At 66.7% G+C, this 12,243-nt stretch carries 10 protein-coding genes; 3 read left to right on the top strand and 7 right to left on the bottom strand.

The window, feature by feature from the left end; genetic code table 11:
• Positions 1 to 169: 169 nt before the first annotated feature.
• From IB256_RS18040 to fdhA, 3 genes are all read left to right on the top strand, one after another.
• Positions 170 to 805 (top strand): sarcosine oxidase subunit gamma, encoded by a 636-nt coding sequence (locus IB256_RS18040; protein WP_081519117.1) that lies wholly within the window; start codon positions 170 to 172, stop codon positions 803 to 805.
• Between the two features lie 55 nt (positions 806 to 860).
• The gene (locus IB256_RS18035) at positions 861 to 1,718 is read left to right on the top strand and encodes a formyltetrahydrofolate deformylase (protein ID WP_192294625.1); all 858 of its coding nucleotides are present in this window, start codon (positions 861 to 863) and stop codon (positions 1,716 to 1,718) included.
• Positions 1,719 to 2,117: 399 nt separating this feature from the next.
• The gene (fdhA, locus tag IB256_RS18030; protein WP_081519115.1) at positions 2,118 to 3,317 is read left to right on the top strand and encodes a formaldehyde dehydrogenase, glutathione-independent; all 1,200 of its coding nucleotides are present in this window, start codon (positions 2,118 to 2,120) and stop codon (positions 3,315 to 3,317) included.
• A gap of 296 nt (positions 3,318 to 3,613) precedes the next feature.
• Here fdhA and IB256_RS18025 read toward each other — a convergent pair whose 3' ends face one another.
• The 7 genes from IB256_RS18025 to IB256_RS17995 all read right to left on the bottom strand — a co-directional run bounded on the left by IB256_RS18025 (position 3,614) and on the right by IB256_RS17995 (position 12,055).
• Positions 3,614 to 4,021 carry a lysozyme inhibitor LprI family protein gene (locus tag IB256_RS18025; protein WP_192294623.1) on the bottom strand — a complete coding sequence of 136 codons (408 nt, stop codon included), beginning with the start codon at positions 4,019 to 4,021 and terminating at the stop codon, positions 3,614 to 3,616.
• A 194-nt stretch (positions 4,022 to 4,215) separates the two neighbouring features.
• Positions 4,216 to 5,328 (bottom strand): class II histone deacetylase, encoded by a 1,113-nt coding sequence (locus IB256_RS18020; protein WP_192403513.1) that lies wholly within the window; start codon positions 5,326 to 5,328, stop codon positions 4,216 to 4,218.
• Positions 5,325 to 6,716, bottom strand: a complete 1,392-nt coding sequence (locus tag IB256_RS18015; protein ID WP_081519112.1) for a purine-cytosine permease family protein — start codon at positions 6,714 to 6,716, stop codon at positions 5,325 to 5,327. Before IB256_RS18015 ends, IB256_RS18020 begins: the two co-directional genes overlap by 4 nt.
• Before the next feature lie 66 nt (positions 6,717 to 6,782).
• Entirely contained in the window at positions 6,783 to 7,829 is a 1,047-nt protein-coding gene (locus IB256_RS18010) for an ABC transporter substrate-binding protein (protein ID WP_192294619.1), read from the bottom strand.
• A gap of 184 nt (positions 7,830 to 8,013) precedes the next feature.
• A complete protein-coding gene (locus IB256_RS18005) occupies positions 8,014 to 9,396 on the bottom strand; it encodes an aspartate aminotransferase family protein (protein WP_192403511.1) in 1,383 nt (460 codons plus the stop codon).
• Between the two features lie 172 nt (positions 9,397 to 9,568).
• Positions 9,569 to 11,062, bottom strand: coding sequence for an aldehyde dehydrogenase (locus IB256_RS18000; RefSeq protein ID WP_192403509.1), 1,494 nt, complete (start codon positions 11,060 to 11,062; stop codon positions 9,569 to 9,571).
• Positions 11,063 to 11,257: 195 nt separating this feature from the next.
• Positions 11,258 to 12,055 carry a carbon-nitrogen hydrolase family protein gene (locus IB256_RS17995; protein ID WP_192403507.1) on the bottom strand — a complete coding sequence of 266 codons (798 nt, stop codon included), beginning with the start codon at positions 12,053 to 12,055 and terminating at the stop codon, positions 11,258 to 11,260.
• Between the last annotated feature and the right edge of the window lie 188 nt (positions 12,056 to 12,243).

Here is a 12,243-nt window from a genome sequence, read left to right as displayed (position 1 = left end):
GGGTTCGCCCCTCTCCCCCGCCCTCTCCCTGAAGGGAGAGGGAGTGACTGAAGCTCCCGGATGGCACGGTGCGTGAAGCGCACTCGGATATCCCCTCTCCCTTCAGGGAGAGGGTTAGGGAGAGGGCAGACAGGCTTCCAGGGCGCACGACGCCCCAAGGTGAAAAAGAATGAGCAAGGCAAATCTCTACCAGCAACGCCCCGAAGACGGCATCCAGGCCGAGTCGCCCCTGCACCATGCCGAGCTGGACAAGCTCGCCGCGCGCAAGGTGGCCAACGCCGGCGTGACCCTGCGCGAGAAGAAATTCCTCGGCCACCTGACCCTGCGTGGCGACGCCCACGATCCGGCCTTCGCCGGCGGCGTGCACAAGGCCCTGGGCCTGGAGCTGCCGGTGGCCCTGGGCCTGGTGGCCAAGGGCGAAACCTCGCTGCAGTGGCTCGGCCCGGACGAATGGCTGCTGATCGTCCCCGGCGGCGAGGAGTTCGCCGTCGAACAGCGCCTGCGCGAGGCGCTGGGCGAAGAACTGCACTACTCGGTGATCAACGTCAGCGGCGGCCAGACCCTGCTGGAGCTCGAAGGCGCGAAGGTCCGCGAAGTGCTGATGAAGTCCACCGGCTACGACGTGCACCCGAGCAACTTCCCGGTGGGCAAGGCTATCGGCACGAACTTCGCCAAGTCCCAGCTGGTGATCCGCCATACCGGCGAGCACACCTGGGAGCTGGTGGTGCGCCGCAGCTTCTCCGACTACTTCTGGCTGTGGCTGCAGGACGCCTGCGCCGAGTACGGCCTGCAGGTAGCGGCGTAACAGGCGTCGATTCCCCCTGCCGCACCGGCGGGGGGAAATCCTTCGGAGTCAGACCATGAGCCGCACCCCCGAAACCTGGATCCTCACCGCCGACAGCCCGAGCCTGCTGGGCACGGTGGACGTGGTCACGCGCTACCTGTTCGAACAGAGCTGCTATGTCACCGAGCACCACTCGTTCGATGACCGCCTGGCGCAGCGTTTCTTCATCCGCATCGAGTTCCGTGCCGGCGACGGCTTCGACGAAACAGCCTTCCGCGCCGGCCTCGCCGACCGCGTCTCGCCCTTCCAGATGAATGTCGAACTGACCCCGCCGGGCTACCGCAGCAAGGTGGTGATAATGGTCTCCAAGGCCGACCACTGCCTGAACGACCTGCTCTACCGCCAGCGCATCGGTCAACTGCCGATGGACGTGGTGGCGGTGGTCTCCAACCACCCGGACCTGGAACCATTGGCGCGCTGGCACGGCATCCCCTACCACCACTTCGCCCTCGACCCCAACGACAAGGGCGCGCAGGAGGCGAAGGTCTGGCAGGTGATCGAGGAAACCGGCGCCGAACTGGTGATCCTCGCCCGCTACATGCAGGTGCTGTCCCCCGAGCTGTGCCGCCGCCTGGACGGCTGGGCGATCAACATCCACCACTCGCTGCTGCCCGGTTTCAAGGGCGCCAAGCCCTACCACCAGGCCTACCAGAAGGGCGTGAAGCTGGTCGGCGCCACCGCCCACTACATCAACAACGACCTCGACGAGGGCCCGATCATCGCCCAGGGCGTCGAGCCCGTGGACCACTCCCACTACCCCGAGGACCTGATCGCCAAGGGCCGCGACGTGGAGTGCCTGACCCTGGCGAAAGCCGTGGGCTACCACATCGAGAAACGCGTCTTCCTGAACGCCAACCGGACGGTGGTGCTGTAAGAGCCGCCTTCGTAGGGCGCATAACGCCGCAGGCGTTATGCGCCATGACACCCGGACGGCGGATGGATGGAGCTCATCCGCCCTACGCTCCGATCTGGACTGTGGCGCTCGCGGTAAATCGCCCTCTCCCCAGCCCTCTCCCTGAAGGGAGAGGGGGCAAGAGCAGTGCGGAGTCGCCGGATGAAACGGCGCTCCCGCCACACACGGATATCCCCTCTCGCGCTTGCGGGAGAGGGTTAGGGAGAGGGGCTCTTGAAGCCCGGCTCCCATGCACGAGCAACACCGACAGACCGCCGGCTGCCAATCCCCCGGCCCTGTCGCGCAACACACGACATCCCAGTGCAGAACCGCGAGCCGCAAGGCCCGTCTTTGTACCCACAAACACAATGAGGAATGCGTATGTCTGGCAATCGTGGTGTGGTTTATCTCGGCCCGGGCAAGGTCGAAGTTCAGAACATCCCCTATCCGAAGATGCAGGACCCGCAGGGCAAGCAGATCGACCACGGGGTGATTCTCCGCGTCGTTTCCACCAACATCTGCGGCTCCGACCAGCACATGGTCCGTGGCCGTACCACAGCGCCCGAAGGCCTGGTGCTGGGCCACGAAATCACCGGCGAGGTGGTGGAGATCGGCCGTGGCGTGGAAACCATGAAGATCGGCGACCTGGTCTCGGTGCCGTTCAACGTCGCCTGTGGCCACTGCCGTACCTGCAAGGAGCAGCACACCGGCGTCTGCCTGACGGTCAACCCGTCCCGCGCCGGCGGCGCCTACGGCTACGTCGACATGGGCGGCTGGGTCGGTGGCCAGGCCGAGTACGTGATGGTTCCCTACGCTGACTTCAACCTGCTGCGCCTGCCCAACCGCGACGCGGCGATGGAGAAGATCCGCGACCTGACCTGCCTCTCCGACATCCTTCCCACCGGCTACCACGGTGCGGTGACGGCCGGCGTCGGTCCGGGCAGCACCGTGTACATCGCCGGCGCCGGTCCGGTCGGTCTCGCCGCCGCCGCTTCGGCCCGCCTGCTGGGCGCCGCCGTGGTGATCGTCGGTGACGTCAACCCGACTCGTCTGGCCCATGCCAAGGCACAGGGCTTCGAGATCGCCGACCTGTCCAAGGACACCCCGCTGCACGAGCAGATCGCCGATCTGCTGGGCGAGCCGGAAGTGGACTGCGCGGTCGACGCGGTGGGCTTCGAGGCCCGTGGTCATGGGCATTCGGGATCGCAGCATGAGGCTCCGGCCACCGTGCTGAACTCACTGATGGGGGTGGTGCGGGTGGCCGGCAAGATCGGCATTCCGGGCCTCTACGTCACCGAAGACCCGGGCGCGGTGGACGCGGCCGCCAAGCAGGGCTCGTTGAGCATCCGTTTCGGTCTGGGCTGGGCCAAGTCGCACAGCTTCCATACCGGCCAGACCCCGGTGATGAAGTACAACCGCCAGCTGATGCAGGCGATCATGTGGGACCGCATCAAGATCGCCGACGTCGTCGGGGTGGAAGTCATCACCCTGGACCAGGCGCCCAAGGGCTATGGCGAGTTCGATGCCGGCGTGCCGAAGAAATTCGTCATCGACCCGCACAGCCTGTTCAGCGCCGCCTGACGGCGCAGCTTAACCCCCCGGCCGCGACTCCACTTCCGCGGCCGTCTCTCCAGGGGAGCCGCAAGGCTCCCTTTTTTTCTGCCCGCAGGTTAGAGCCCGTTCCTGCCAGATATTCCTCCGCTCAGGTCGACCCTCACCCTAACCCTCTCCCAAAGGGAGAGGGGACCGTGCGGTGGAGGATGAAACCGCAGCTTCAGCCGGCACGGTCTGCTCCCTCTCCCTGAGGGAGAGGGCTGGGGTGAGGGGGACGCGCAAACACGAAGCTACCCGGGGAAGAACCGTTGCTCCTGCAAGTATCAGGGCTTGGGCGCAGGGCAGTTGAAGTCGCCTTCCTGGCAATCGGACAGCGCCTGCAGTTCCTTGATCCGGTTGTCGGTCATGGCCTTCAGGCAATTGCTGTAGGCCATGGGGTAGCCCGAGCCGCCCTTGGCGCCGGCCGTCTCGAACTGGCAGCTGAGATCGCGGTAGTTCAGCCAGGCCTTCTGCGCGGCGGTCAGGGCCTTCCTCTGTCCGGCATCCAGGCGCTGGCGGTACTGCCCGTAGAGGTCGTTGAGACGCTTGTCGCTGGCCTTGTAGGCGGCGCCGGTGCAGGCATTGATCTCGGCCTGGGTCTGGGCGTCGGCGCAGTCATCGGCAGCCTGGGCGGCAGCGGCAAAGGCCAGCAGGCTGGTGGACAGGAGCAGGGGAAGGGACAGAAACTTCATGGGGCGCGATCCGTTGTTTTGGATGGAACCACCACTCTAGACGCTTCGGCAATGAACCTGCGAGTCGGTGAAACGGCGGATAACGCCTGGGGCGTTATCCGCCCTACACGAACGACCGACTCCGGCGAATACGTAGGGCGAATAACCGCTTGCGGTTATCCGCCGTTACGTCGCCAGGCCCCATGCTAACAACATCAGCCGAGCAGCCTGGCCGCCATCCGCTCCAGCGCCTGGCGCTGGAAGGCGCGGAAGTCCGCGTCGGGCTGCTGGCCTTCGAGCATCGGCAGGAAGGGATCGACCACTTCGGTCCGCACGCCGGCCATTTCCTCGATCACCGCGTGGCCGCAGAACGGCACGTAGGCTTCCGCGTAGCCGCCTTCGTGAACTACCACCAGACGCCCTTCGCACAGGCGTTCGGCGGCGTCGCGCACGGCGGCGGTCATGAAGCGGAAGGTCTCGCTGTGGGCGAGCATGCGCGCCAGCGGGTCCACGCCGTTGGCGTCGAAGCCGCTGGCAACCACGATCAGCTCCGGCTGGAAGCGTTCCAGCGCCGGCACGATGAGGGTTTCCATGGTCACACGGTAGGCGTCGTCACCACTGCCCGGATACAGCGGCACGTTGAGGTTGTAGCCCTTGCCCGCGCCCTCGCCGATGTCGCCCACCGCACCGGTGCCGGTGGGGTAGCAGTCGGCCTGGTGGATCGACAGGGTCAGCACGTCGTCGCGGCCGTAGAAGATCGCCTCGGTGCCGTTGCCGTGGTGCACGTCCCAGTCGAGCACTGCCACACGCTTGATACCGTGGCGCGCCTTGGCCGTCTCCACCGCCACGGCGATGTTCGCCAGATAGCAGAAGCCCATGCCGCGATCCGGCAGGCAGTGGTGGCCCGGCGGACGGGACAGCGCGTAGGCGTTGTCCAGCTCGCCGCGCAGCACCGCATCCACAGCGGCGATGGTCAGGCCGGCGGACTGCCGGGCGATGTCATAGGTGCCATGGCTGACCATGGTCTCTTCGCCCATGTCGCCGTGGCCGACTTCGCTGTAGGCCTTGAAGCGCTCCAGGTAGCTGACCGGGTGCACCCGCAGCAGGTCTTCCTCGCTGGCCAGCGGCGCGCTGGACAGGTGCAGCTGAGCGCTCAGCCCGGAGACGTCCATCAGGCTTTTCAGGCGGCGCTTGCTCTCCGGCGACTCGGCGTGGCCGCCGCCCACCGGCGGCTGCAACCAGCCACCGACGGGAAGGATCAGCGCGTGCAGCCCGGTCGCGTGCCAGAAGCAGCGCTCGTCGAAGAAGAACCCGGTACGACGACTCATGCGCGAGCCGCCTTCAGGGCACGTTGGCGCTTGCGGCTGAACAGCCAGTAGACCGGCGAGACCACGCCCAGGCCGACGACCCAGGAGATGTCCGCACCGTTCATGGCCTGCGCGGCGGCGCCGGTATAGAGCGCGGTGGACATGAACGGAACCTGCACCAGGATGCCGAGGATGTAGCAGTTCACCGCGGTCCAGTTGAAGGTGCCGTAGATGCCGCCGTCACGACGGAAGAACGACAGCACGTCGTACTCGCCATGGGCGATCAGGTAGTAGTCGACCAGGTTGATCGCACTCCAGGGCACCAGCACGTAGAGCAGCAGCAGGATGAAGTTGGTGTAGTTGGCCATGAAGTTGTCCTGGCCGAGCAGGGCGATGGTCAGCGAACCGCCGAACAGCGCCAGGGCAATCACCGCGCGCCAGCCGGCCTTGGCCGACCAGGCGGGAATCAGCGTCTGGCCGACGGTGATGGCCGAGAGGGTGCCGCAGTACAGGTTCATCGAGTTGGTGGCGGCGATGCCGATGGAGAACACCGCGACCATGATGGCGCTGAAGCCGCCGGTCATCTCGATCAGGCCGGCAATGACGTCGCCCTCGCCCACCGACAGGCCGACCAGCACGCCCAGCAGCATCGGCAGGATCGAACCCAGACAGCAGCCCCAGTAACTCGACCAGAACGCGGTGCGCGAACCGGTGCCCTGCGGCATGTAGCGCGAGTAGTCGGACACGTAGGGCGCATACGCCAATTGCCACAGCGCGGCGATGGACAGCGCGCCGAGGAAGCCGGGGATGTTGTTCTCGTTGCGCTCAAGCAGGTCCGCCGGCAGGCCGTGGACGAACACCAGCCAGACGAAGCTGACCAGCAGCACAGCGCCGGACAGCCAGGACATCACGCGGGTGTAGCCGTGGATCAGGCGGTAGCCGAACACCGTGGCGATCACGCTGATCGCGCCCACCAGCAGGATGCCGGTGTTGGTGCCGATCACCTCGAAGCGCGCGTGCAGCGCCTGGCCGCCGAGCACCAGGTTCGAGGCGAAGAAGCCCAGGTACATGATCACCACCAGGGCGACCACCAGCAAGGAGCCGAAGGAGCCGAACTGGCCGCGGGTCTGCACCATCTGCGGTACGCCGAGCTGCGGGCCCTGGGCCGAGTGCAGGGCCATGAACACGCCACCCACCAGGTTGCCGAGTACCAGCGCCAGCACGGCGGCGAAGAACGGCAGCTTGAACACGGTGACCGCCAGGGCGCCGGTGACCACGGTCAACAGCATGATGTTGCTGCCGAACCAGATGGTGAAGAGGTCGCGGGCGCGGCCGTGTCGTTCGTGTGCGGCGATGGGCTGGATGGTGCTCAGCTCCAGAGTCGTCGCCTGGTTTTGCGTCGTTGTCATTGTGTTTCTCACGCGTCGTTGGCAAGGCAGGCCCGGCGCGGACGCCGGGCTTGGATCAGGAAAGGATCAGCGGGCGGCCCAGGCGTTGAAGCGCTGCTCGAGCTCTTCGCCGTGGTCGACCCAGAAGGCCGCGTCCACCGAGCGGGCGCCTTCGAGGTTGGCCGGCGCGGTGGGCAGCGCGTCGCGCACGTCCGCCGGCAGCAGGTCCAGCGTGCCCTTGTGCACCGGGCCGTAGGGGATGTTCTCGGAGAAGGTCTTCTGGGTTTGCGGCTGGCTGGCGAAGGCGATGAACTTCTCGGCCAGCGCCTTGTTCGGCGTGCCCTTCACCACGGCCCAGTATTCCGGGTCATAGAGGCTGCCCGGCCAGACGATGCCCAGCTTCACGCCTTCCTTCTGCGCGGCGGCGATGCGGCCGTTGTAGGCGGCGCTCATCACCACGTCACCGGCGGCCAGCCACTGCGGCGGTTGCGCGCCGGCTTCCCACCACTGGATGTTGCCCTTGAGCTGGTCGAGCTTGGCGAAGGCGCGATCGACGCCTTCCTTGGTGCCGAGCACCTTGTAGAGATCTTCCTGTTTCACGCCGTCGGCCAGCAGGGCGATCTCCAGGGTGTACTTGGCGCCCTTGCGCAGGCCGCGCTTGCCCGGGTACTCGGCGGTGTTCCAGAAGTCGGCCCAGGATTGCGGGGCCTTGGTGACCTTGGCGCCGTTGTAGGCCATGACCATGGACCAGACATAGGTGGCCACGCCGCACTCGCTGAGGGTGCCGGGGACGAAGTTCTTCTCGTCGCCGATGGCCGCCGGGTCGATGCGCTCGAACAGGCCTTCCTCGCAGCCGCGCAGCAGCTCGGGGCTTTCCACCTCGACCACGTCCCAGGTGACCTTGCCGACATCGACCATGGCCTTCACCTTGGCCATCTCGCCGTTGTACTCGCCGGCGACGATCTTGCCGGCGCCGCTGGCCTCGAAGGGCTTGAAGTAGGCCTGCTCCTGGGCCGCCTTGGTGGCGCCGCCGAAGGAGATGACGGTGATGCTTTGGGGCTGTGCATTAACGCTGCCGACAGCGGCAGCAAGGGCACAGGTGATGGAGATGCGCGTGAGCAAGGACACTTTCATGGAACGACTCCCACAGCCGGATTGGCGTTGTTGTGTTGCTGGGCAGTACTCCCGGCCAGAAGCCGGACAAAAGGGTTCCATCGCGCGGGCGTCTTTGCGCTCGCGGCGTTGTTATTCGGTATTCGTGGAGCCTCAGGGTGGATAACGCTCGCGCGTTATCCACCCTGCAGTTGGCTCCGGCGCCTTACAGAACGCCGATTTCCTGGGCCGTGCGATCCACCGCGCGGCGGGTCTTGTCGACCAGCTCGTCGATCTCGGCACGGCCGGCGACCAGCGCCGGGGCCATGATCATGCGGCCAAGGGTGGAGCGGATGATCACGCCCTCCTCGAAGCCGATGGTGCGGCAGCGCCAGGCGATGTCGTTTTCATTGTCGAAGCGCTTGCGGGTGGCCTTGTCCTGGACGAATTGCAGCGCAGCGACAAAGCCGGTGCCCTGGATGTCGCCCACCAGCGGGTGGTTGCCGAAGACTTCACGCAGGCACTGCTGCAGGTACGGGCCGGTGTCGTTCTTCACCGCATTCACCCAGCCCTCGTCACGCAGCGCACGCAGGTTGGCCACCGCCACCGCTGCCGCCACCGGGTGGCCGGAGTAGGTCAGGCCGTGGGCGAACACGCCGCCCTCTTCCACCAGCGCCTGGGCGATGCGCTTGCTCAGCACCAGGCCGCCCATGGGGATGTAGCCGCTGGTCAGGCCCTTGGCGATGGACAGGGTGTCGGGCTGGAAGCCGAAGTGCTGGTGGGCGAACCACTCGCCGGTACGGCCGAAGCCGCCGATCACTTCGTCGGCGCACAGCAGCACGTCGTACTGACGGCAGATGCGCTGGATTTCCGGCCAGTAGCTTTCCGGCGGGAAGATCATGCCGCCGGCGCCCTGGAAGGGTTCGGCGATGAAGCCGGCGACGTTGTCGGCGCCCAGCTCGAGGATCTTCTCTTCCAGCTGCAGCGCGCAGCGACGGCCGAACTCGGCCGGGGTCAGGTCGCCGCCGGCGGCGAAGAAGTAGGGTTCGTCGATGTGCGCGATGTCCGGGATCAGGCCGCCCATCTCGTGCATGAACTTCATGCCGCCCAGCGCGGTGGCTGCCAGGGTGGAGCCGTGGTAGCCGTTCCAGCGGCCGATCATGATCTTCTTCTGCGGCTTGCCTTCGATCTGCCAGAAGCGACGCACGGTACGGATCAGCACCTCGTTGGCCTCGGAGCCGGAGTTGGTGTAGATCGCGTGGCTGTAGTGGTCAGGCAGCAGGCTGAAGAGGGTCTCGGAAAGCTCGATCACCGCCGGGTGGGTGGTGTGGAAGAACATGTTGTAGTACGGCAGCTCGTCCAGCTGGGCGGTGGCGGCGGCGGTCAGGTCCTTGCGGCCATAGCCCAGGTTGGTGCACCACAGGCCGGACATGCCGTCGATGTACTGGTTGCCATCGTTGTCCCAGAGGTGCAGGCCTTCGCCGCGCACCATCACGCGCGGGCCTTCGGCGTTCAGCGCCTTCTGGTCGAGGAAGGCATGGATGTGGTGGGCCGCGTCCGCTTTCTGGTATTCGCGGGTATCACGTGGCGCTCTCTTCGGGTCGGTCATCGACTTTCTCCTCTATCCCTCGGCGGTGCTCCGGCAGCCGGCCTGAGGGGTCTTCAGGGGATCGAGGGCGACGGACTTACCTAGGCAGTCTCACCGGCCGTCTCGAACGGTTCGGTTAGGAATTCGGGTGTTGCTCAGGCGCCGGGCGCGACCCCGGCGGCCTGTCTTTCATTCAGTCGCGCAGCTGGAACCAGGTGGTCTTGAGCTGCGTGTATTTATCGAAGGAATGCAGCGAGAGGTCGCGGCCGAAGCCCGACTGCTTGCCGCCACCGAATGGAATCGCCGGGTCCAGCGCGTCCACGGTGTTCACCGACACGGTGCCGGCGTTCAGCTTGCGCGCCACGCGGTGGGCGCGGTGCAGGTCGTCGCTCCACAGGGAGGCGGCGAGGCCGTAGATGCTGTCGTTGGCCAGGCGCACGGCTTCTTCTTCGCTGTCGAAGGGGATGACTGCAAGCACCGGGCCGAACACTTCGTCGCGGGCCAGGGACTGCTGCGGGCGCACGCCGGTGAAAATGGTCGGCTCGATGAAGTTGTCCGAGCCGTTGAAGCTCAGCTGGCGGCCACCGCAGGCGAGCTGCGCGCCGTCGCTCTGGGCGCGATCGATGCAGGCCATGATGCCGGCGGTCTGCTTGTTGTCGACGATGGAGCCAGCGCGGCTGGCCGGGTCCAGCGGGTCGCCCGGAGTCCAGTCGCGGGCCTTGGCGATCAGGCGCTCGACGAACTCGTCGTGGATCGAGCGCTCCACCAGCAGGCGTGAGTTGGCCGAGCAGACTTCGCCCTGGTTGAAGAAGATGCCGAAGGCGGCCTTCTCGGCGGCCAGGTCGAGGTCGCGGCAGTCGGCGAACACCAGGTTCGGGCTCTTGCCGCCGCATTCCAGCCACACCTGCTTGAGGTTGGACTGCGCGGAATACTGCATGAAGTATTTGCCGACCTGAGTCGAACCGGTGAACACCAGGGCGTCCACGTCCGGGTGCAGGCCCAGCGCCTTGCCGGCGGCTTCACCCAGGCCCGGGACGACGTTCAGCACGCCTTCGGGGATGCCGGCTTCCAGCGCCAGCTCGGCCAGGCGCAGGGCGGAGAACGGCGACTGCTCGGCGGGCTTGAGCACCACGGAGTTGCCGGCGGCCAGCGCGGGCGCCAGCTTCCAGGCGGCCATGTCGAGGGGGAAGTTCCACGGCACCACGGCGCCGATCACGCCCAGCGGCGTGCGGGTGATGGTGGCCAGGGCGTTCTGCGCGGTCGGGGCGACCTGGTCGTAGAGCTTGTCGAGGCTTTCGGCGTACCAGGAGAACACGCCAGCGGCGCCGGGGACGTCGATGTTCCAGGCGTCCATCACCGGCTTGCCCATGTTCAGGGTGTCGAGCAGGGCCAGCTCGTCGCGGTGGGCCATCATCAGCTCGGCGAGCTTCTGCAGCACGGCCTTGCGCTCACGCGGCGCCATGCGCGCCCACGGGCCGGTCTCGAAGGCCTGACGGGCAACGCGCACGGCGGCGTCGACTTCGGCTGCGCCACAGGCGGCGACATTGGCCAGCAGGCGATTGGTCGCCGGGTCGATGGCAGCGAAGGTCGCGCCATCCTGTGCAGTCACGCGGCGGCCGCCGATCAGCGCGCTGTCGATGAAAGTCTGCCGGGCAGCACGCTGCCGCCAATCGTTGAGCTCGTACACCAGGGCACTCCTGCTTCGCTCGCCCTCGAGGGACGTTGTTGTTCGAATGTGGATTGGATGGTCGCCCAAGGCCTTGCCAAGGAAAATTATTAAATTTGTCTTCGGGATATATGAAAAAGCTGGGCAGCCACGCACCGGCCCGGAGCATTGCGCACCATCACGGTGCGCGCCTGCGCACCGCTGCAGGGCCCGTATTCAGCGGTTCAGCGCGTCGTAAAGCTCGGGGCGACGGCACGGCAGGTAGGGGAAAGTGCCGGCCTGGCGGGCGCGCTGCTGCGGGTCCAGATCGACGATCAGCAGGCTCTCCGCGGGCCCGGCGGCAGCCAGGCGCTCGCCATCCGGCGCGACGATGCAGGAGCCACCGAGGAAGGCCAGCCCGTCCTCTACGCCGCAGTGGTTGCAGTAGGCAACGAACAACTGGTTCTCCACCGCCCGTGCCGGGACTATCACCCCCGGCACCGCGCCGTATTCGGGCGTCAGCGCGGTGGGAATGAGGATCAGCCCGGCGCCGTTCAGTGCGTGGGTGCGCACCGCCTCGGGGTACTCCACATCGAAGCAGATCAGCAGGCCGATGCGCCAGCCGGCATAGTCGAACGGCGCTTCCAGCACATCGCCGGCGCTGAACACCTCGCGCTCCATGGCACCGAACAGGTGCGCCTTGCGGTAGTGGCCCAGCGCGCTGCCGGACGGGCCGATCACCTGCACCGAGTTGTACGGCTTGCCGCCCTGCGGATGGCGTTCGGCGTAGCCGTAGGCGATGGCCAGCCCGAAGCGCTGCGCCAGCTCGCCGATGCGCTGGGCAGACGGGCCGTCCGCCGCCTCCGCCAGCTCGTTCATCCGCTGCGGTACGTTGTAGCCACCCAGCCACAGCTCGGGGCAGAGCAGCAAGTGCGCGCCGGCAGCGGCGGCGGCGCCGGCCTGGCGCTCCAGTTGGTCGAGGTTGCCGGCAACATCGCCGGGGAGGCCGCAGGTCTGCCAAAGGGCCATGCGCATGAGCTTTACTCCAGGCTGCGTGTACGGGATTTGCAGGGCGCTTTCACGCGCTGCGCTGGAGTATGCCCGCGCCCGGAGGGTCGCAGCAGGCGGCCAAGGCCATGAAAAATGTGGTCCCCGGCGAGGAAAATCTTCGCCATGGGCCGCCCCCGCCGGCCGGCCCAACGCGGTATCTTGTATAAAAAAGC

The sequence above is a fragment of the Pseudomonas sp. PDM17 genome, from assembly GCF_014851985.1.
Taxonomy (GTDB): Bacteria; Pseudomonadota; Gammaproteobacteria; order Pseudomonadales; family Pseudomonadaceae; genus Pseudomonas.
This window is presented reverse-complemented; position numbering and strand designations above follow the sequence as displayed.

Excerpts from the sequence above, each read along its gene's own strand:
- IB256_RS18040 (WP_081519117.1), top strand. The coding sequence starts at position 170 with ATGAGCAAGGCAAATCTCTACCAGCAACGCCCCGAAGACGGCATCCAG.
- IB256_RS18035 (WP_192294625.1), top strand. The coding sequence starts at position 861 with ATGAGCCGCACCCCCGAAACCTGGATCCTCACCGCCGACAGCCCGAGC.
- fdhA (WP_081519115.1), top strand. The coding sequence starts at position 2,118 with ATGTCTGGCAATCGTGGTGTGGTTTATCTCGGCCCGGGCAAGGTCGAA.
- IB256_RS18025 (WP_192294623.1), bottom strand. The coding sequence starts at position 4,021 with ATGAAGTTTCTGTCCCTTCCCCTGCTCCTGTCCACCAGCCTGCTGGCC.
- IB256_RS18020 (WP_192403513.1), bottom strand. The coding sequence starts at position 5,328 with ATGAGTCGTCGTACCGGGTTCTTCTTCGACGAGCGCTGCTTCTGGCAC.
- IB256_RS18015 (WP_081519112.1), bottom strand. The coding sequence starts at position 6,716 with ATGACAACGACGCAAAACCAGGCGACGACTCTGGAGCTGAGCACCATC.
- IB256_RS18010 (WP_192294619.1), bottom strand. The coding sequence starts at position 7,829 with ATGAAAGTGTCCTTGCTCACGCGCATCTCCATCACCTGTGCCCTTGCT.
- IB256_RS18005 (WP_192403511.1), bottom strand. The coding sequence starts at position 9,396 with ATGACCGACCCGAAGAGAGCGCCACGTGATACCCGCGAATACCAGAAA.
- IB256_RS17995 (WP_192403507.1), bottom strand. The coding sequence starts at position 12,055 with ATGCGCATGGCCCTTTGGCAGACCTGCGGCCTCCCCGGCGATGTTGCC.